Here is a 21088-nt window from a genome sequence, read left to right as displayed (position 1 = left end):
TTTCTGAATTTTGAGCGCTTTTATTCTGTTATTCCGACGAGGTCACTTCTCCGTGTCGTTGTAATTGATACATTTTTTCGTAAATGCCCCCTTTTCGAATTAACTCATCGTGTGTGCCTCGTTCCACAATTTCCCCACGGTTTAAAACGAGTATTAAATCTGCATCTTGAATTGTGGATAAGCGATGGGCAATGGCGATAGTTGTTCGACCGTGGCGCATTTTTGTCAACGATTGTTGGATAAGTTCTTCCGTTTCTGAATCAATATTCGCAGTCGCCTCGTCTAATATTAATATTTTGGGATCAATGGCCATCGTTCTCGCAAAAGCGATCAGTTGACGTTGGCCACTTGAAAGTGTGCTCCCTTTTTCAATCACAGGGTGTTGGTATCCCTCTTTAAAGTTCATAATAAACTCGTGCGCATGAACAAATTTTGCGGCTGCTTCGACTTGTTCGAATGTCATTGTGGGGTGATAGAGTTTAATATTGGATTCAATTGTCCCGTAAAACATAAATGGATCTTGCAGGACGAGACCGATTTTTTCTTTTAATTCCGCTTTCGGAAATGTTTTAATCGATTGTCCATCGATGAAAATATCTCCCCGTTCAAATTCATAAAAGCGCATAAACAAATTAATGATAGAACTTTTCCCTGACCCCGTATGTCCGACCAGTGCTACTGTTTGTCCTGGTTCAGCAACGAAACTGATATGGTGCAGAACGTCTTGGTTTCCATCATAACTAAATGAGACGTCACGAAATTCAATCCACCCCTCTTGAATATGGCCGTTTTCTTGGTGTTGTGCAGGGGCAATATCTTGGTTATCCATCATGTGAAACACACGACTGGCGGACACGACCGCTTGTTGAAAAATATTTAAATTTTGACTGACCTGATTGATAGGTTCGAAAAAACGTTGCATATATTGGATAAAGGCATAAACTGTCCCCGCTGTGACTGCTGTCCTAAAACTTAATAGGCCGAAATACGCTAAAATCGCAATAATAGATAATGTAGAAATCAAAGTAATGGCAGGTCTAAGTAATAAACTGTCTAACCGAATGGTTTTCATCATATAGTGATAATGCGAGGAATTAATCTCCGCAAATTCTGATTTCAATCGGCGTTGCTGATTAAAGACTTGAATGATTTTAATTCCCTCAATCGATTCACCGAGTTTCGCATTTAAATCTGAGAGTTTGCGTCTTGTTTCATAAAAATAAATCGATGCATATTTACGGTATAACCCTAAAACGAGCGCAATGAGTGGCACGAAACCTAACGCAAAAAAGGCCATCTTGAAATCTAAGACAAACATCATCACAAAACTTGAAATCACCATAAAAATGGCCACTAAAAAGGTCGCTAAAACTCCCGTAAACATCTCCACAATGGCTTCTGTATCATTTGTTAAACGTGAAACAATACTCCCACTCGGTGTTTGATCGAAGAAACGCATGCCCAAACTTGAGATATCATGAAAGGCGTCTATTCGAAGTTGTTGTATGACTTTTAATGCCAAATACTCTAAAAAGTAAACGCTCAAATAGCCAGTGACTGCAACTGTTAGCTCTACAAAAATAAACAATATAAGCAAAAAGGTGATTTCATTTCCCGGGAAATGTTGTGGGACGAGGTAACGGTCAATGAAGACCTTTACGATGTATGGTATCAACATACTCGCTACTGTCGTTAACACTAACATTGAAAGGGCTAACGTAATGAGTAATTTGAACGGGAATGTATATTTTAAAAGCCTTCCTAATGTTTTCATTTGATCTTTAGACGTCATTTGAGGTTGTGATTCACTCATCTTCCTCCCCCCCTTTTTACAGTGTCACCGAGCGCTTCTGTTAATCGGTGTTCCATCGCTTGTGCTTGAAATGTTTCCGCATACCAACCTTGTTGTGCCATCAAGGTTTCATGTGTGCCTTGTTCTAAAATTGTCCCTTCTCGCATCACAATAATTAAATCGGCATGCATAACTGCGCTCATACGATGTGCGGTAATAATGTTGGTTTTACCTTGACGCGCTTGTTTTAAATTTTGGAGGATTTGTGTTTCTGTTTCCGCATCTACCGCAGACAGCGAATCATCAAGGATGAGCACTTCTGGATTTGCAAGGAGCGCCCGTGCAATTGAAATCCGCTGTTTTTGACCTCCTGAAAGTGAGACGCCCCGTTCTCCCACAACTGTGTCGTATTGGGCAGGAAGGGTCATAATATCTTGATGAATACGGCTCATCTCGCTAGCATGATAAAGTGTCGCGTCGTCAATATCAGGTTGACTAAACGCAATATTTCCTCTTATCGTTGATGAAAAAAGAAAATGATCTTGAGGAACATACCCAAACTGCGCTCTCAATAAGTCAATGGGATACTGACTTAAAGGGTAACCCCCGAAAGTGACATCTTCAGCACGAGGAGGATCAAACTCTCTTAAGAGTATACGAATCAATAAACTTTTCCCTGAACCTGTACTCCCCACAATGCCGACCGTCATTCCGGGTTCTATTGTGAAAGTCACATCGTGTAAACTTGGGTCCGTTTCCTCTGGAAACGTAAACTCTTTCAGTTGAAAACGTATATTTCCTGTTGGTGCCACCGATAACGACTCCTGGTCATGTGTATCGTCAGGCTCTGCCAATAACTTTAAAATACGTTCATACGACGCACTGCCACGTTGCACAATATTAAAGAAAAATCCAAGCGCCAGTAAAGGCCAAACCATCATCCCGAGATATGTCGTAAAAGTAATCAGTTGGCCAATCGTAATGTCCTTTCCTATGACCATATAAGCCCCAAATACCACACTTAATAAATAACTTGCCCCAATCACGAGCTGTATCGTAGGGTCAAATAGTGCGTCGATTTTCGTCACTTTAAGATTTTTCGCGACAACACGATCACTCAACTCGCGGAAATCTTCTTCATCTGCACGTTCATAACCAAAAGATTTCGTCACTTTGACACCCGCAATGCTTTCTTGTGTTTTATCATTGAGTTCACTAAACGCACCTTGCGCATCTTTAAACCCTTTATGCAGTAATTTCCCATAGAATTGCGTCAAAATCACTAAAATCGGCAACGGTAACATGGCAATTAATGTGAGTTTAGGACTGACCGTTACTGCCATCATCACTAACGTCATCCCACCCATGATCAGTGCATCTGAAATCGTCATGACCCCAACACCCGCCGTACTTTGTACCGCACGAATATCATTGGTCGCATGCGCCATTAAGTCTCCTGTACGATACGTTTGAAAAAATTGGGCCCGCATACTGATGTATTTGTCATACAATTGCTGACGAAGTAGCCGTCCTAATTTCGCACTCGCACCGAATAATTGTAGACGTGCATAGTATCTCAGCACATAAACCATCAGACCTGTGAATAAGATAAGACCTAAATACATCATTAATAAGTGTGAGGTCAACGTTTTTGAAGTCATATGGTCAATGACACGCCCAATAATTTGAGGTGGAACCAAACTACAAAATGCGGTCACAAACATGGCCAAAAAGGCAGTGATAAAGCGACATTTCTCTTGTTTGAAAAACCAGCTTAACGCACGAAAAACCTTCATCGTCTCCCTCCTTTAAATAGATAGATGAATGTGAATACTATTATACCTCAACTCATAAGATAATTTATCGATTAAAAGAATTACTGATTGTTTGAGAAATGTCCAACTAGGGCATGGTATATATGTCATTAAATTTGGAGGAGGCCCTTTTATGACTACTGTTGACATTCATCCTGCTTATCCGGAACTTCCTGAATCTGGATTTTTAACAACACTTGCCATAGAAGAAATGAGTTACCCCCTTTTTGGTACAGGTCGATTAAATGAAATCTATGCGCATATTCATACGTTATGGAAGAAAAAACACAATCGATTTAGCTATGATTTCAGTTGGGTCGCTCACGTGGATGGCAAAGTCGCTGGAATTATCACGGCGATGCCTGCAAAACAAATCGTTAAAGCTGATGTCTACACATTTTGGCATATCCTGCAACTCAAACAATGGAATGTCTTCAAACATCTTTATGAATATGCCAACAATATCCGAGCATTACTCGCACTTGAAGAAGGAAAAGATGACGAATTTCACATTACGCTCCTAGCGGTGATGCCTGAATTCCATCGTCAAGGCATTGCTACTGAACTGTTACAACATATTGACGTCTTTGCGCATCATCATGGTTACCGTAAAGTCTCTTTAACCGTGAAGCAAGATAACATAGAAGCCCAACAACTCTACAAAAAGCAGGGATTTACTATTGATCAAGCGCTTCATCATGACCCATATCATTTATATCGCATGGTTAAACAATTATAGACATTTAGCTGATGCTCATACGTCATAGTATAAGTTTGCACCAAAGCCCTCCCTTCAACAGAGTGCATATACATGTTATCGATTATTTTACACGATTAGCATGATTATCGCCTATTTTTTTTACATTTACGTCTATTTCATATATTTTCTTATGACACATTTCGTGTGTTATGCTAATAAAAAAGGAAATGAGGTCGAAGTTATGTCAAAGTTTGATCATGTCCAAGCGCCAAAGCAATTTGCGCGTCATCAAAAAACGATTTTAGTGTTAAGACATTATGAATTTACCGCTGATGCTCGTATCTTTTTCAATGAAACAGCGCATCACGATTTAAAAGATAATCGCTATTTATTAGATGTAGAATTATGGTCGAAAACGGATGAATTAGGCATGGGTGTCGATTTTAGAGTTATTGACAAAATTTATAAAACACACCTTGCCCCTCACTTAGAAGGTCAGCTCTTAAATGATACGTTGCCTGATATGAATATTACATTAGAAAATATGATTCACTGGATTTGGGAAGTTTTTAGCACACATCTTCCTGACGATGTGTCCCTCAATGCGATTACAATGTATGAAACACCAGAACAAGGCATACGCTTCACACGCGACATCATGGCACAATAAAAAAACGCAGTTAGACATAAAAGACACCAATAATTAAATCAGTTAAACCGAGTCGTTAAAAAGATTTATATCTTAGGTTCGTAAATAAATATAGCGAATTTGATTGGTTCCTAGCCGAGACTTCTGAGGCATCTAGCCGAAACCGAAAATCCATTTTAAGGTTTTTTGCTTGCTACAATAAAAAAGTGGCAGTAGCTGACTGGATTGAGCATGCGCTTTTTAAGCTTTACGCAACTTTAAATAAGGACCACCTATTCACGCAAGTTCATAGGTGTACTGAAGACGTAACTCATTACATTCCTAACGTCTTCATGCACCGGCAGGCATTACTACGAAATCAGATAGATTTCTGTAATGCTCCCAGAAAAGCGAGGCTTTGTGGAACAATCAAATTTATGAAATTATTTATGTTTCAATAAAATTCAAAACCACCCAAGTGTTGAGAAATCACACTTAGGTGGTTTTAAAATTCCTTTATTTATTTTGAAGTTGTCGAATGCAGTCAACTAGCGCTTCTTCTGACTCTACTTCAAAATCTGGTTCATAGCCTTCCTTTGTTCGTGCACGATTACGGCGATTAAACCATATCATTCGCCATCCTGCATCTAAGGCACCGACCACATCATTTTCAAAGTTGTCACCGATATAAAACGTTTTTTGAGGATTTAATTCTAACGTTTGTGCGACATGTTCAAACAAAGCGACGTCGGGTTTCATCATTCCTTCTTCAGCAGAGATAAAGAGATGATCTTCTGGAATAAGATGATCTAATCCTAACGCTTTGAATTTCATACGTTGATGATGCCCTTCACCGTTGGTAATAATCCCGACTTGAACTCCGCTTTGTTTTAAGTCATACAATAATGTCTTAATAGGATGCGACAAGGCAATATGTTGTTGCGCTTTTTCATAGTCTTTTTGAAAATCGAGTGCTTTTTTCTCTGGCAATGCGATATCAAAATCATTCACCGCTTCGGTTATCCGATAAATATGCATTTCTGTCAGTGTCATTTGACCTTCTTGGGTTTGTTCAAACACCATATCGCTATAATGTCTAAAATGCCGGTACAACGTTTCAACACCAATATCGCTATCCGCAAAGTGATAATGATACGCTACATTGAATGCACCCAATTGATCGTACAACGTGTCATCTAAATCAAAAATATAAGTATATGCCATCAGTGCCCCATCCTCTCGACAATGAATTTGTTACTCTTTATTATAACCCGTTCTCATGCTTTTTACACAAATCATGTTACTCAATTTCAACTCAAATCCATTGCCTTCTGTTTCATTACGCGCCTCTCATTTTTTAATATCACCTCAAAAAGTTAGGGAATTTATGATAATGTTTCATCTAACACTTGACGCACTTGTTTTAAAAAGGGCCGTGTGCCTTCGATGCCCTGTTCCTCTAAACGGCGAACGATTTCACTCCCTATAATAACGCCATCTGCTACAATGCTAATCTCTCGAACATGCTCAGGCGTTCTGATCCCAAATCCAGCCATTACAGGAATCTCTGTTTCATTTTGGATGTGTTGGATTTTAGTTTTTAATTCAGGATGGAACTGCCCATTTTGACCTGTCGTTTCATTCATTGTGACCGTATATATGAAACCTTCAGCGTGTTGCGCAATTTGTTTGAGGCGTTCTTCTTTTGCTGTCATGGCGATCAGTGAAATGATTTTGACACGGCGTTGAGGATAACGTGCTTTTAATTGTTCAGCATATTCAAAAGGCATATCTGGAATAATTAAACCATACACCCCCGCTTCATCGACGGCTTGCATGAAAGCTTCTTCTCCATATGCTTCAATCATATGCGCATACGTCATTAAAATCGTTTTCGTTTTTATTTCATCTTGATGTGTCGTCAACTGCTCTAAAATCTTTTCCACCGTCATTCCCGCTTCAATAGCTTTTTCACCGGCTGCTTTAATCGTCGGACCATCTGCAACAGGATCGGAGAATGGAATACCGATTTCGACAAAATCAGCACCTTCTTCATCTAAAAGTTTGAGTTCATTGATAAATTGAGGGCCTCCCATAATATAGGCTACAAAATATTTACGCATGTGATGAACCTCCTTTTTGTTCCATATATTTACGAATCGTTTCCATATCTTTGTCACCGCGTCCAGAAACTGTGACCACAATAATTTCATCTTTATTCATTTGAGGGGCGAGCTTTTCCACATAACTTAATGCATGTGCACTCTCAATCGCAGGAATAATCCCTTCCGCTTTTGTAAATCGCACGAGTGCTTCCATGGCTTCTTCATCAGAGGCAGATTCATACGTGACACGCCCTATATCGTGATAATAACAATGCTCAGGACCTACACCTGGATAGTCTAATCCAGCAGAAATGGAATGCGCCAGTTCAATTTGATGTTGATCATTTTGAATCAAATACATTTTAGCGCCATGTAATATCCCTTTTTTCCCTTTAGAAATCGCTAAGGCATGTCGATTTGTCTCTTTTCCTTCTCCTGCTGCTTCAACACCATAGAGTTTTACATCATCTTCAATGAAGGGATAAAACGTTCCAATTGCATTAGATCCTCCGCCAATACACGCAACGACGGCATCAGGTAAGCGTTGTTCTTTGTCTTGAAGTTGTGCTTTAATTTCATCACCTATTACCCGTTGGAAATCACGTACCATTGTCGGAAATGGGTCTGGTCCTAAGGCTGAACCTAATAAATAGTGTGTATCATCCACATGAGACACCCAGTATTGAAGCGCTTTGTTCACGGCATCGGATAACGTGCCTTGACCTTCTTCTACGGATTCTACTTTTGCGCCGAGTAATTCCATGCGAAAGACATTGAGTTGTTGACGCTTAATATCTTCCGCTCCCATAAATACGACCAATTCCATATCAAATAATGCTGCTACAGTGGCACTCGCAACACCATGTTGCCCAGCGCCTGTTTCTGCCACGAGTTTCTTTTTACCCATACGTTTGGCGATGAGCGCTTGCCCAATCGCATTGTTGATTTTATGGGCACCCGTATGATTTAAATCTTCTCGTTTTAAATAGATTTTGGCGCCTCCAAGTGACTCGGTATATGATTCCGCATACGTCAATGGCGTCTCACGCCCCACATATTCTTTCAAATATGTGTGATACGTTTTCATAAACTCTGGATCTTCTTTTGCTTCATCATAAGCTGCTTTTAATTCTTGGATAGCAGGCATTAATGTTTCAGGCACATAACGGCCTCCGTAACCTCCAAATAACCCGTTTTCATCTGCTTGTAATTGAATATTTTTCATGATTGGTCTCCTTTCACGCGCATAGCGATTTGTGTCATTTTCGTAAGATCTTTTATCCCTTTATCATGTTCGATACCACTTGCGACATCTAATCCAGCAATATGTGGAAAATTGTCCATTAAAGCTTTCACATTTTGTAAATTTAATCCCCCCGCTACAATGATGGGGATTGTGCTCAATTCTGTTAAATGTCGCCAATCAAAACTTTCTCCTGAGCCTCCATAGGCTTCAGTAGGTGTATCGACAATGATTTTATCGACGACTGGCCTATAGTTTTTAATATTTTGTTCCAACTCATGGGCTGCTGGAAGGGCTTTAATCAGTTGGACGTCTGGATAACGTCTTTTTAATTTTCTTACAAACTCCGGAGGTTCCTCCCCATGTAATTGGAGGGTATTAATCGTTGTTTTCCGTAATACTTGTTCCATCATGGATAGTGGCATATTGACTGTGACTGCCACGCGATCAATATGGTCAGGCACCTGTTCTGTAAGTATGGGAAGATGATCTAAATCCACATAACGTGCACTTTTGGGATAAAGGATAAATCCTATCGCATTAATATTCAGTGCACTGGCTTCTCTCACATCTTGGATTCGCGTAAATCCACAATATTTTAAATACATATCCCTCAAATCCTTTGATATTTAAATGATTGGAGTAACGACACAGGGTCAGACGCTTTCATCAATGATTCCCCGATAAGCACCCCATGAATACCGGAAGGCACGAGTTGTTCAATGTCCCGCGTGGTTTTAATCCCGCTTTCTGAAATATAAAAGATATCCTCTCTTTTGGATTCTAAAATCGTATTTGTATGTGTCACATCGGTAATGAACCGTTCTAAATCGCGGTTATTGACACCTATCAAATTCGGTTGTAGCTGATGGGCACGTTTCAGTTCTTCGGTACTGTGCACTTCGACTAAGACTTCTAAGTTTAATTGGCGTGCATAATCATATAATCGCTGTAAAGCTTCGTCGCTTAAAATATGGACAATCAGTAAGATGATGGACGCCCCCGCTTGTTTGGCGACATCAATTTGGCGTTCATCAATTATAAAATCTTTACATAAAACAGCAAGTGTGGTTTTCTTCGTTAAATCGACTAACCGTTCAAATGAACCGTTAAAATAATGTTCATCCGTTAAAATGGAGATCGCAGCCGCGCCGCCCTTTTGATAAGCTAAGATTTGTTCTTCAAGGTTGCGTTCAGGAATGTTTGAAACTGTTGGGCTTTTAGATTTGATTTCAGCGATGACTTCGATACAATCGCTCTCACGTAATTGGTCTATGAGCTTGCTTTTATGACTCACATCTACAGAAGGTAAAGTTTGACGTTTTTGTTCATAATAACCTTCATTTAATAGTCTTTTTTTATAAAGAACAATTTCATCCAATATGTTCATGAGGCACCTCCTCGGTTACTTTTTCATATTGACAGTAAGCTTGGCCACTTTGGATTAAGTTAGCTGCTAAGATGACACCATCTTGAATGTTAATTACCTTTTCTGCGACATAGAGCGCAAGTGCAGCGTTTAAAATAACGACATCTCGACGCACCGTAGTGTCCGTCCCGTTTAAAATTCCTAGAGTAATCGCCTTATTTTCTTCTGGAGTACCTCCTTGCAGTTCGAAATTCTCAGCATAACGTAAGCCTAGTTCTGTCGCATTCAAGGTATAAGTGTGTATACCGTTTGCGTTAATTTCGACGATTTGATTTTCTCCAGAAAGTGTCGCTTCATCCATTCCTCCAGCACCGTGAACGACAATTGCTTTTTTTCGTCCAAGTCGTTTTAACGTTTCTGCCACCTTTTGCATGCGTGTCGGGTCGTAAATCCCCATCACTTGATAATCAAGTTTAAACGGGTTAATGATAGGACCCACAATATTAAAAATGGTCGGCCGGCCGACTTGCTTACGGACAGGTTGTAAATGTTTCATTATCGGATAGGACTGTGTCGCACTAACAAAAGCTAAATCTGTCATAGCTACTTGTTGTGTCACCTTTGCCATTGGCGTCGTTGGAATATGCATCGCTTGTAAAATATCTACACTCCCCGACTGTGACGTGACACTTTTGTTCCCGTGTTTGATAACAGGCACACCCGCCGCTGCAACGATAAACGAGACGGTCGTTGAAATGTTAAAGCTATTAGAACCGTCTCCCCCCGTCCCACAAACACACATACTGCCGGCATATTTGGGTTGAGGGTCATAAGTTGTTTGGATTAAAGATTGCGCTAAATTATAAAGTTCATCTGCGGTCTCACCTTTCGCCGTATAAGCTTCAAGGAGACGGACTTTTTCATCTAAATGGACTGTTTCTGAAAGTAAATTTTGAACAAATGTCTCCGTTTCTGTACGTGTTAGTGAATGTTGTTGTTGTAATGTATTAAGTAATGTCATGTGGGAGCACTCCTTTCTTGGCAAGCTTCATAAAATTTTGAATGACTCGGGCAACATTTGGACTCGCAAATGATTCGGGATGGTATTGTATGCCAAAATGTAATTGTGTATCGTGTTCAAATGATTGAATCGCATCTTCAGTACGACCGGTCACCTTTAATGTTTTTGGTAAAGATCTTTCTTCACAAATAAGAGAATGATACCGCATAATATCAGAATATTCCGATATATTTTCGTACAATGCGGTTGGATAGTCATAGGAAAGTTGATCTATTTTCCCATGCATCACACGTTTGCCGACGATGACGTTGCCACCGTAGTAGCTGTACAGTGCTTGTGCACCTAGACAAACCCCTAATATCGGCAAATCATTAAAATAATGAATGATGTCTTTGAGGTGAGAAGTATCATCTGGATGGCCTGGCCCTGGCGAAATGACAAGGACATCTGGTTTTAAATCATAAATTGTCGCATCATCTGGGTAACGAATGACCACTTCATCAAATGGAGCGAACAAATCCACGAGATTGTACGTAAATGAATCATAATTATCGATGACAAGAATCATAGCGTCACCTCCAGTAAACTTTTTGCTTTGAGACGTGTTTCTTCCAGTTCTTTCTCTGGAATCGAATCATAGACAACCCCACACCCTGCTTCGACATTGACGTAAGTCTCATCAATGACCATCGTGCGAATCGCAAGCGCCAAATCAAGCGCATGGTCACAATTGATATAACCGACACCACCACTATACACCCCGCGTTGATAGGGATGTGCTTCGTAAATACGTTGAATCGCTCTCACCTTAGGCGCACCTGAGACTGTGCCTGTCGGTAACAAAGAGGTAATCACATCCATCGGAGAAACATGAACGTTTAAAGTCCCAATCACTTCGCTCACAATGTGCATCACATGTTCATACCGTTCAATCGTCATTAATTTAGGTATTTTCAAAGAACCAGGTTCTGCAATACGTAAAATATCATTGCGACCGAGGTCAACCAACATTCGATGTTCACTCAACTCTTTTTCGTCTGTCAGGAGTATCTCTTCATTGTCTAAATCCTCTTGAGATGATTTCCCTCGCTTTATTGTTCCAGCAATAGGATTAGTCATGACTTCTCGGTCTTTCACTTTCACGAAACTTTCAGGTGAACTTCCTACAAATATTTGGGCGCCCATATTGTAATAAAACATATAAGGGCTTGGATTGTTACGCTTCAGTTTTTGATACAATTGATACGATAAAGTATTGAGCCCTTTATTAAAGTAATGTTTATAGCGATAAACTCTCGAAGGCACGACTTGAAACATATCCCCTTGTTGAATCAGTTGCTTAAACATTTTAACCCGTTGTATAAAATCAGCGTCAGAAACATTCGTTTCAATATGCTTTTGTGGTAAAGCGCTGGATTCCTCATTTTCAAACAATTGGAGTTGGTCAAACTCTAACATCATGGCGTCTAATCTTGACTCAAGTTCTGATTCAGTCGCATTTGAAAACAAATTCGTCGTTATCACGTAGATTTGCTCTTTATAATGATCAAAAACATACACCGATTCCACCATATGAAATAAGGCATCACACCCCTCACCTTCAATGGGGTATTTTTTTAAAACCGGAAACGCATGTCGCACAAGATCAAAACTGCAATAACCCATAAATCCTGAAATAAATGGAAGTGCTTTAAGTTGTGGTTCTTCAACCTTCGCATAATACGCGTCGATATATTTTTTCAAAGCATCAAATGGCGCGTCAGTGATACTTTTGGTTTGATGTGGCGTTTTGATAAATAATTTTTCTTTATATAAAGTGCATTCCCCATATGTCTCAAAGACCACAATAGAATAGCGCCCTTTCGTTTGATGGGTCGTCGCACTTTCTAAAACAATTTTTTTGTTACGATGTCTCGCAAACGTTTCAGGGTTGACCGGGGCGTTGACCACTCGATATTTAATCTTCATCTTGTACCTCCTTTAAATAAAAAATCCGCACATGAATGTCCTTCATCAGGACGCTTCACGCGCGGTACCACCTTCATTAACAGTTGTTACTGTTCACTCTCAATATTTATTTGGTTGCTTATAGTAAGACCCAATTCATTTTGTATAGGTATGAACTCGCATCACCCGTTCATTTTCTGACACTACCCAATGACAAAACTACTTCATCTTACCTCACAAATATAAAAACACCACATTAACGCTCTCGAAAGGACGCGTTAACGTGGTGCCACCTTTATTAACATGCACATCGCATGTTCACTTTAAACATAATTTAAATGTAAGCATAACGATTGCCCAATTCACGAATGTATTGTGCTAACTCTCATCACCCGTTAGCTTTCTTGTTGCTACAACTACAAACGTTACTTATCAATCTGCTTAAGTTGTTTGATAATTCATACTATACAGATAACCTTTTGCCTTGTCAACACGTTTTAGTTATTTATTTTGTGTAGCGAAAGCTTTCGCAATATTTGCGAGTTTCTCAGGTGCATCATGTTTATCCATATGCACTTCAACAAGGTGCATGGATTGAGGATGCTCGTTGACTTTATCCATGGCCGCTTTAAGTTCACGAGACGTTGTGACATTATACGTAGGAATATCTTCATTGCCAAATACCGTCGGAAGTAAGCGATAATTCCATGAGCCAATATCATTATAAGGCTGATGCTCTCCATGAATTTTACGTTCAACAGTATATCCATCATTATTAATAATGAAAAGAACTGGATGTAAATCATGGCGCAACATCGTCGCAAGTTCTTGTACAGTTAATTGTAGTGAGCCGTCCCCAATCAATAACACATTTCGACGATTGCGATCAGCGAGTTGTGTCCCCAAAGTAGATGGGAATGTATAACCAATAGATCCCCATAAAGGTTGTCCAATAAAGGTCACATCTTTGGGTAAAGCTAACTCATAAGCGCCGAAAAATGATGTCCCTTGTTCGGCAAGTAACACGTCATTCGGTTGGATAAAATTTTGCATTACTTCAAAATATTTTTCTTGCGTTAACGGTTTATCGTCTACGTCAACCTCAGTATGAGTAGATTGCGCAAACTGAGGAAATTCACCATCAAATTGATAATTCATTGTTTTGAGTGTTTGAATAATGTCAGAGAGTGACATCGGTGACATAGTTTGATTATCGAATTGTATATTCTTATGGTTTAACATAACCACTTTGTCATTTGAAAATTTTTGTGAAAAGCCTGCCGTTGCAGAGTCTGTTAACTTTGCGCCTAAGGTTAGGACTAAGTCGCTGTTATCAACATAAGATTTAATCGGTTCATGCGCAATACTGCCATCATAAATGCCCATGTAATTTGGATGTGTTTCATCAAAGGCTGATTTACCCAATGATAATTGCGCAACAGGAAGTTTTAACTGATCCACAAGGTCACGCACTTCATTGTGTAACTGAAAGCTATTGATTTCATGGCCTACAATCAGTGTCGGTTGTTTAGCTTGTTTTAATTTTTGTTCCACTGTAGAAACCCAGTCTGTTTTATCACTGCTACGATTTTTTGGATATTCCACTTGTTCAGGCACTTCTATTTCCACCATCGCTGTATCAATCGGCAAATGGATATGAACCGGACGTTTATCATCTATTGCCGCTTGAATGACACGCGGAATTTCAGTAAGCGCATTTTCTGGTGTCACATACGTTTGTGCGACAGTAATAGGCTCAAACATTTTTTGATAAACATCAAACTGGCCTTCCCCTAAAGAATGATGTACATATTTTCCTGCATTTTCAACCACAGTTGTTGGTCCACCTGTAATCGCAATGACAGGGACACGCTCCGCATAGGAACCCGCAATGCCGTTCACCGCACTTAATTCACCCACACCAAATGTTGTGACTAGTGCACTTAAACCTTTGATGCGTGCATAACCATCTGCCGCATAAGCAGCATTTAATTCATTGGTATTCCCTATCCAGTTGAGTGTCGGATGTGCAATGATTTCATCTAAAAACGCTAAATTGAAATCACCAGGAACGCCAAATATCGAATCTACACCTTGACGCGCTATTTCATCAAAAATAAATTGACTGACTGTCTTTTTCATTTTTTCACCTTTTTTCTCTATTTTTCTTACAGTATAGTCAATCTATTTATAAACGTCAATTATATTGACCTTTATTTTATTTATGTTACATCACACATTGGCAAGCACAATAGATAGTTATAAAAATAGAGTTGTTCTAAATAATTGTTCAACTGCACAAATGTTGTTCGAACGACAAAAAAGAGACCCGAAATTTTCGGGTCTCTGGTTATTCGAGCTTAAATGAATTATTGCTCTTCTTTTTCTTTACGACGTCTGCCGAATAAGAATAATGATCCAAGCGCAGCAATTAAGCCACCGAATAATGTTGGGTTCGTTGTAGAACCTGTTTCAGGTAATTCTCCTACTTTAGCTGTTGCAGGTTTGTCTTCAGATCCTGTCACTTTAACTGTATCACCGTCGTTAAGCGCTACATGTTGAGGGACAGATACTGTGAATTGACCTTCATCATCAGCTTCAGTTGTTACTGTAGTGTCACCTGGGAATTCAACTTTCACTGGTGCACCTGGTTCTGTTTGACCAGTTACAGAAGTGTCATTATTTTGAATTGGTTTCACAACAGGGCAATCATTATTACCGTCATTGTTGCCACTGTTATCAACTGGTGGTGTTGTTGAATCATCTTTATCACCTGTGACAACAACAGTTGTTGAATCAGATTCATTTCCACCTTTATCAGTTTGCGTTACAACAATTGTGTCGCCATCTTTAATTGTTACTGTTGGTGGTACATCCACTGTCCAAGTTCCGTCTTCGTCTACAGTTCCAGTCACCACTTCGCCGTTAGGGAATGTCACTGTTACTGTGCCACCTGGTTCACCTTCACCAGTCACTACTGTGTCACCTGGTTTAATAGGATCTACAACTGGTGGTTCAGGAGCGATTGTATCAGTTACTGTGCCGTTACCTGGCGTAGAAACGTTACCGTTATCATCTTCTACTGTTGCTGTGATTACGTCACCTTCAGTTAATGTTACTGTTGGTGGTACGTCCACTGTCCATGTACCATCTTCTTCAACTGTACCTGTCACGACTTCTCCGTTAGGGAATGTTACTGTCACTGTGCCACCTGGTTCGCCAGTTCCTGTTACTGTTCCATCGTTTGGTTGTGGATTGTTCACAACTGGTGCGTCTGGTGCGATTGTATCAGTCACTGTGCCGTTACCTGGCGTAGAAACGTTACCGTTGTCATCTTCTACTGTTGCAGTGATCACGTCACCTTCAGTTAATGTTACTGTTGGTGGTACATCCACTGTCCATGTACCATCTTCTTCAACTGTACCTGTCACGACTTCGCCGTTAGGGAACGTTACTGTTACTGTGCCACCTGGCTCGCCAGTTCCTGTTACTGTTCCATCGTTTGGTTGTGGATTGTTCACAACTGGTGCATCTGGTGCGATTGTATCAGTCACTGTTCCGTTACCTGGCGTAGAAACGTTACCGTTGTCATCTTCTACTGTTGCAGTGATCACGTCACCTTCAGTTAATGTTACTGTTGGTGGTACATCCACTGTCCATGTACCATCTTCTTCAACTGTACCTGTCACGACTTCGCCGTTAGGGAACGTTACTGTCACTGTGCCACCTGGTTCGCCAGTACCAGTTACTGTTCCATCGTTTGGTTGTGGATTGTTCACAACTGGTGCGTCTGGTGCGATCGTGTCAGTTACTGTTCCGTTACCTGGCGTAGAAACGTTACCATTGTCGTCTTCTACTGTTGCTGTGATCACGTCACCTTCAGTTAATGTTACTGTTGGTGGTACGTCCACTGTCCATGTACCATCTTCTTCAACTGTACCTGTCACGACTTCTCCGTTAGGGAATGTTACTGTTACTGTGCCACCTGGCTCGCCAGTTCCTGTTACTGTTCCATCGTTTGGTTGTGGGTTGTTCACAACTGGTGCGTCTGGTGCGATTGTATCAGTCACTGTGCCGTTACCTGGTGTAGAAACGTTACCGTTGTCGTCTTCTACTGTTGCAGTGATTACATCACCTTCAGTTAATGTTACTGTTGGTGGTACGTCCACTGTCCATGTACCATCTTCTTCAACTGTACCTGTCACGACTTCTCCGTTAGGGAACGTTACTGTTACTGTGCCACCTGGTTCGCCAGTTCCTGTTACTGTTCCATCGTTTGGTTGTGGATTGTTCACAACTGGTGCATCTGGTGCGATTGTATCAGTCACTGTTCCGTTACCTGGCGTTGACGTATTTCCGTTATCATCAGTGATAACCGCTGTCACAACTTCGCCTTCTTCTAATGTTTCTGTTGGTGGTACATCCACTGTCCATGTACCATCTTCTTCAACTGTACCTGTCACGACTTCGCCGTTAGGGAACGTTACTGTTACTGTGCCACCTGGCTCGCCAGTTCCTGTTACTGTTCCATCGTTTGGTTGCGGATCGTTCACAACTGGTGCCTCAGGCGCGATTGTATCAGTTACTGTTCCGTTACCTGGTGTAGAAACGTTACCGTTATCATCTTCTACTGTTGCAGTAATGATGTCACCTTCAGTTAATGTCACTGTTGGTGGTACATCCACTGTCCATGTACCATCTTCTTCAACTGTACCTGTCACGACTTCGCCGTTAGGGAACGTTACTGTTACTGTGCCACCTGGCTCGCCAGTTCCTGTTACTGTTCCATCGTTTGGTTGTGGGTTGTTCACAACTGGTGCGTCTGGCGCGATTGTGTCAGTTACTGTGCCGTTACCTGGCGTTGACGTATTTCCGTTATCATCAGTGATAACCGCTGTCACAACTTCGCCTTCTTCTAATGTTTCTGTTGGTGGTACATTTACTGTCCAAGTACCGTCTTCTCCAACTGTACCTGTAACTACATCTCCGTTAGGGAATGTCACAATTACTGTTTCACCTGGTTCTCCTGAACCTGTTACTGTACCATCGTTTGGTTGTGGGTTGTTCACAACTGGTGCGTCTGGCGCGATCGTGTCAGTTACTGTGCCGTTACCTGGCGTTGACGTATTTCCGTTATCATCAGTGATAACCGCTGTCACAACTTCGCCTTCTTCTAATGTTTCTGTTGGTGGTACATTTACTGTCCAAGTACCGTCTTCTCCAACTGTACCTGTAACTACATCTCCGTTAGGGAATGTCACAACTACTGTTTCACCTGGTTCTCCTGAACCTGTTACTGTACCATCGTTTGGTTGTGGGTTGTTCACAACTGGTGCGTCTGGTGCGATTGTATCAGTCACTGTACCACTACCTGGTGTTGACGTGTTTCCATTATCATCTGTGATTGTAGCAGTGATAACCTCACCTTGTTCTAACGTTTCAGTTGGTGGTACGTTTACTGTCCATGTGCCATCTTCGTCTACTGTACCTGTCACGACTTCTCCGTTAGGGAATGTCACTGTTACTGTACCGCCTGGCTCATTTGATGTACCTGTTACTGTTCCGTCATTTGGTTGTGGGTTAGTTACAACTGGTGCTTCCGGTGGTGTTGCCACTGGTGTGTCCGTTACTGTAATTGGTACTTCAACACGATCTTGTGAACCATCAACATACGTTACGATAACTGCTGCTTGGATTGGGTTACCTGGTGTCGTTGGTGTATCAACATTTGGTACAACTTCCCAATTGTAAGTCGTATCTGGAGGTAATTCTCCAAGGTTAGTAATACCATCACGTGGATCTGGTGTGACGCCCACTGGTGTTTCAATAGGTTGACCTACTGGTGTAAAGTTATCTGCAGTTTGAGGTGGTGCTACAGGTGTTTCAATGCTTGGATCGATTTCGTCAACGATACCATCTCCATCAACATCCATTGCTTGGTAGTAACCTGTGCCTGCTGTATTTGGAATGATTTCATTTTTACCATTCACTAAGTAACCTGTGAAACCAAAGTTTTCATCACGGTTTTGACCTAAAACGTCGTTAATAGAAACGCCATCTTTAAGCGTTGCTACAACACGTACTTTAGCCGGTTGGATTAAGCCTGGTCTAAAGTTTAACTGACGAGAATCAACGTTAATCATTACTGCGTCTAAGCTCATGTAACCTTGACCTGGTTGTAATTCTACATCTGGAACTGTGTATGCATCTTTGTCAGGTGCACCGTCACGTGTATCGTTCCATGTTGTGCCTGTTGTGTACGCAGATTCAATTGAAGTACCATTATTGTAACGATATTCAAAGTTGTTCCAACCTTGGTTTTTCGTTAATGAAGATTCATTTGCAAAACGATCGCTTAGTTTAGTACTTGCTGTCCAATCGACACCATTTTCGTCTAAGTAATGAATTTCAACATCGTCAATATATGGTAATAGACGTGGATCAATTTCAAAATTATATGTCCAGTCACGGTTTGGTTGCGCGCCATATCCATTTAATGTACCATTTGATGATTTTGTGAAATATTGGTCAAATACGATACCACCATTGTTACCCGCTTGCGCTTCATAACGTGTAATCGCACCTGAACCTGTAAACCAGTTACGTTCTGTAAGTGCTGTCGCTTCAGTTAACGTATCTTTTTCATCTTGTGCCACTTGGAAGTAATTTGTACGGTCAGTTGTATTAACAATTTGTCCTTCTTCTGTCAATGTATATGTTCTGAAGGCTAAATCTCCATTTTGTAGTAATGGATCATTCGCAAATATGTTTTCTACTGTATCACTTAAGTTGATTGTTGAACTACTTACTTGTGAAACAGACGGCTGGTCTCCAAGGAATACTGATGTTTCTCCATCAGAATAAGCTAGGGCGTTGAATGAACGCATTTTCCAAGTGTTTGTTAGTTCACCTTTCGCATTTACAACACGTTCCCAAACAAATGGACGATCTGGTGATGCACCTGCTGCTGTTGAAGCAATATTACCATCAATTGAAGTCACATATTGTGCGATACGTTCATCTAATTCGATGTATGTTTCCATACCTGAATTAACTCGTACTAGGTTGAATACAGCTGATAAATCAAAATCAATAGTATTATCTGCACGTGATTCAGTTGAACTTAAATCTTCTAAATTTGGTACGATGTGTACATCTTCTTCAGTACGAGTAAAGTTGTTTTCCGCTGAATAAGGGACGCCTGAGTAGCTAACACCATCTTTTTCATAAGCATAGCTTACGTAAATAGGTGCTAATACTTCGTCTGTTGTACCATCCGCATAAGTTGCAACAACTGTTGCTAATTGGTTACCGACACGTTGGAAGACATTGTTATCTTTGAATGTGTATTGCGTATCTGCTGGAAGTTCAGCTGTGTTCGCAATCGCTTCTGTTGCATCGCCTAATGTACCATAACGATAGTTTGTAGGGTCTTGTTTCGCATAAGGTTGGTAAGTAGCATTATCTGCTAAAGCTGTCTCAGGTGTAACAGCTGCACGGAAAGCAGTTGTACCATAAGTTACAGAATCAATATCAGATAATGCAGATGTTTGACGACGATCTAGAGGTGTTGCCTCAGTTGCCGTCGCATTTTGTTGAGCAACTAAACCATCTATTAATGCCGCTTGTAATTCTTCTGGTGTTAAATTGTTATAGTCTAAATTTAAATCACTCACTAATGTTTCTGCTTCTGTTGATGATAATGATGTTGTATTCGCAACATAGTCAACAGCAGTTGCTTCACTAGTAATGGCCGGTGCATCTACTGCAGGTGATTCAGTTGCAGGTGTAGATGGCTCTGAAGGTGCTTCTTGAGTTGAATCAACTGGTGCACTTTCAGTAGATGGTGCTTCTGAAGTCACTTCATTTGAAGTTGTTGCTTCTTTTGAAGGTTGTTCAGTTGTTGCAGGCTCAACAGTTGCTGGTTCTGTTGTTGATGATTCTGTTGTCGTTGGTTCTGCTGATGCAGGTTCTGTCGTCGCTTCTTCAGTTGAAGATGGTGTTTCAGTTGAATCTGCAGGTTTCGTTTCAGATGTCGCTTTCTCTGCAGTTGCTTCTTCAGTTGTTGTTTCAGTAGTAGATGTTTCAGTTGTTGTTGGTTCTGTTGTCGTTGGTTCTGTTGTTGCTTCTGTAGAAGTAGCTTCTGTTGTTTCTGTTGGAGCAGTTGGGGCTACCTCTGCAGTACTCGCTTCCACAGGAGAGACATCTAATGCTTTAGTTTCAGTAGTAGATGATGCACTGTCTGCTGGAGCTTCCTCAGCTTGTGCGTCATTTTGTGCACCGAATAACAGAATGGCTCCCACTAAAATAGAAGCTGTACCTACTGTAAATTTACGAATAGAGTACTTATTCTGACGATTCGGTAAGAAATCAAGACGTTTGTTTGATTTTTTCATATTAGTCGATGGGTCTCCTTTACCAAAATGTTTTTGTTTCCTACTTAATAACTTTAAAAACTATAAGTAGGAC

General features: G+C 40.7%; 14 protein-coding genes. 2 read left to right on the top strand and 12 right to left on the bottom strand.

What is annotated here, in order from left to right; all coding sequences use genetic code 11:
* Positions 1 to 28: 28 nt before the first annotated feature.
* On the bottom strand, positions 29 to 1813 hold the full coding sequence (locus PYW36_RS01910; RefSeq protein ID WP_103158678.1) for an ABC transporter ATP-binding protein: 1785 nt from the start codon (positions 1811 to 1813) through the stop codon (positions 29 to 31).
* Positions 1810 to 3588, bottom strand: coding sequence for an ABC transporter ATP-binding protein (locus tag PYW36_RS01905; RefSeq protein WP_103158679.1), 1779 nt, complete (start codon positions 3586 to 3588; stop codon positions 1810 to 1812). The genes PYW36_RS01910 and PYW36_RS01905 overlap by 4 nt, the downstream gene beginning before the upstream one ends.
* Before the next feature lie 151 nt (positions 3589 to 3739).
* On the opposite strand from PYW36_RS01905, the gene PYW36_RS01900 reads away from it, so the two are divergent.
* On the top strand, positions 3740 to 4345 hold the full coding sequence (locus tag PYW36_RS01900; RefSeq protein WP_037575216.1) for a GNAT family N-acetyltransferase: 606 nt from the start codon (positions 3740 to 3742) through the stop codon (positions 4343 to 4345).
* 202 nt (positions 4346 to 4547) lie between these two features.
* Entirely contained in the window at positions 4548 to 4976 is a 429-nt protein-coding gene (locus PYW36_RS01895) for a 6-pyruvoyl trahydropterin synthase family protein (protein WP_103158680.1), read from the top strand.
* A 474-nt stretch (positions 4977 to 5450) separates the two neighbouring features.
* On the opposite strand, the gene PYW36_RS01890 is transcribed toward PYW36_RS01895, so the two are convergent.
* From PYW36_RS01890 to PYW36_RS01845, 10 genes are all read right to left on the bottom strand, one after another.
* Positions 5451 to 6158: an HAD family hydrolase gene (locus tag PYW36_RS01890; protein WP_037575220.1), complete on the bottom strand. Its 708-nt coding sequence runs from the start codon at positions 6156 to 6158 to the stop codon at positions 5451 to 5453.
* A 161-nt stretch (positions 6159 to 6319) separates the two neighbouring features.
* Entirely contained in the window at positions 6320 to 7057 is a 738-nt protein-coding gene (trpA, locus tag PYW36_RS01885; RefSeq protein ID WP_103158681.1) for a tryptophan synthase subunit alpha, read from the bottom strand.
* Positions 7050 to 8264 carry a tryptophan synthase subunit beta gene (gene trpB / locus PYW36_RS01880; protein ID WP_037575225.1) on the bottom strand — a complete coding sequence of 405 codons (1215 nt, stop codon included), beginning with the start codon at positions 8262 to 8264 and terminating at the stop codon, positions 7050 to 7052. The genes trpA and trpB overlap by 8 nt, the downstream gene beginning before the upstream one ends.
* On the bottom strand, positions 8261 to 8890 hold the full coding sequence (locus PYW36_RS01875) for a phosphoribosylanthranilate isomerase (RefSeq protein ID WP_103158682.1): 630 nt from the start codon (positions 8888 to 8890) through the stop codon (positions 8261 to 8263). Before PYW36_RS01875 ends, trpB begins: the two co-directional genes overlap by 4 nt.
* A gap of 5 nt (positions 8891 to 8895) precedes the next feature.
* Entirely contained in the window at positions 8896 to 9672 is a 777-nt protein-coding gene (gene trpC, locus PYW36_RS01870) for an indole-3-glycerol phosphate synthase TrpC (RefSeq protein WP_103158683.1), read from the bottom strand.
* Positions 9656 to 10672 (bottom strand): anthranilate phosphoribosyltransferase, encoded by a 1017-nt coding sequence (gene trpD, locus PYW36_RS01865; protein WP_103158684.1) that lies wholly within the window; start codon positions 10670 to 10672, stop codon positions 9656 to 9658. The genes trpC and trpD overlap by 17 nt, the downstream gene beginning before the upstream one ends.
* Positions 10659 to 11240 carry an anthranilate synthase component II gene (locus PYW36_RS01860; protein ID WP_103158685.1) on the bottom strand — a complete coding sequence of 194 codons (582 nt, stop codon included), beginning with the start codon at positions 11238 to 11240 and terminating at the stop codon, positions 10659 to 10661. The genes trpD and PYW36_RS01860 overlap by 14 nt, the downstream gene beginning before the upstream one ends.
* The gene (locus tag PYW36_RS01855) at positions 11237 to 12640 is read right to left on the bottom strand and encodes an anthranilate synthase component I (RefSeq protein WP_103158686.1); all 1404 of its coding nucleotides are present in this window, start codon (positions 12638 to 12640) and stop codon (positions 11237 to 11239) included. The genes PYW36_RS01860 and PYW36_RS01855 overlap by 4 nt, the downstream gene beginning before the upstream one ends.
* 480 nt (positions 12641 to 13120) lie before the next feature.
* Positions 13121 to 14761: an alpha-keto acid decarboxylase family protein gene (locus PYW36_RS01850; protein WP_103158687.1), complete on the bottom strand. Its 1641-nt coding sequence runs from the start codon at positions 14759 to 14761 to the stop codon at positions 13121 to 13123.
* A gap of 227 nt (positions 14762 to 14988) precedes the next feature.
* On the bottom strand, positions 14989 to 21015 hold the full coding sequence (locus PYW36_RS01845; protein WP_115346989.1) for an Ig-like domain-containing protein: 6027 nt from the start codon (positions 21013 to 21015) through the stop codon (positions 14989 to 14991).
* Positions 21016 to 21088 lie beyond the last annotated feature (73 nt).

The organism is Staphylococcus chromogenes (assembly GCF_029024625.1).
GTDB classification, from domain to species: Bacteria; Bacillota; Bacilli; order Staphylococcales; family Staphylococcaceae; genus Staphylococcus; species Staphylococcus chromogenes.
The sequence above is the reverse complement of the archived record's forward strand: the minus strand, read 5'-3'. Positions and strand labels throughout refer to the sequence as shown.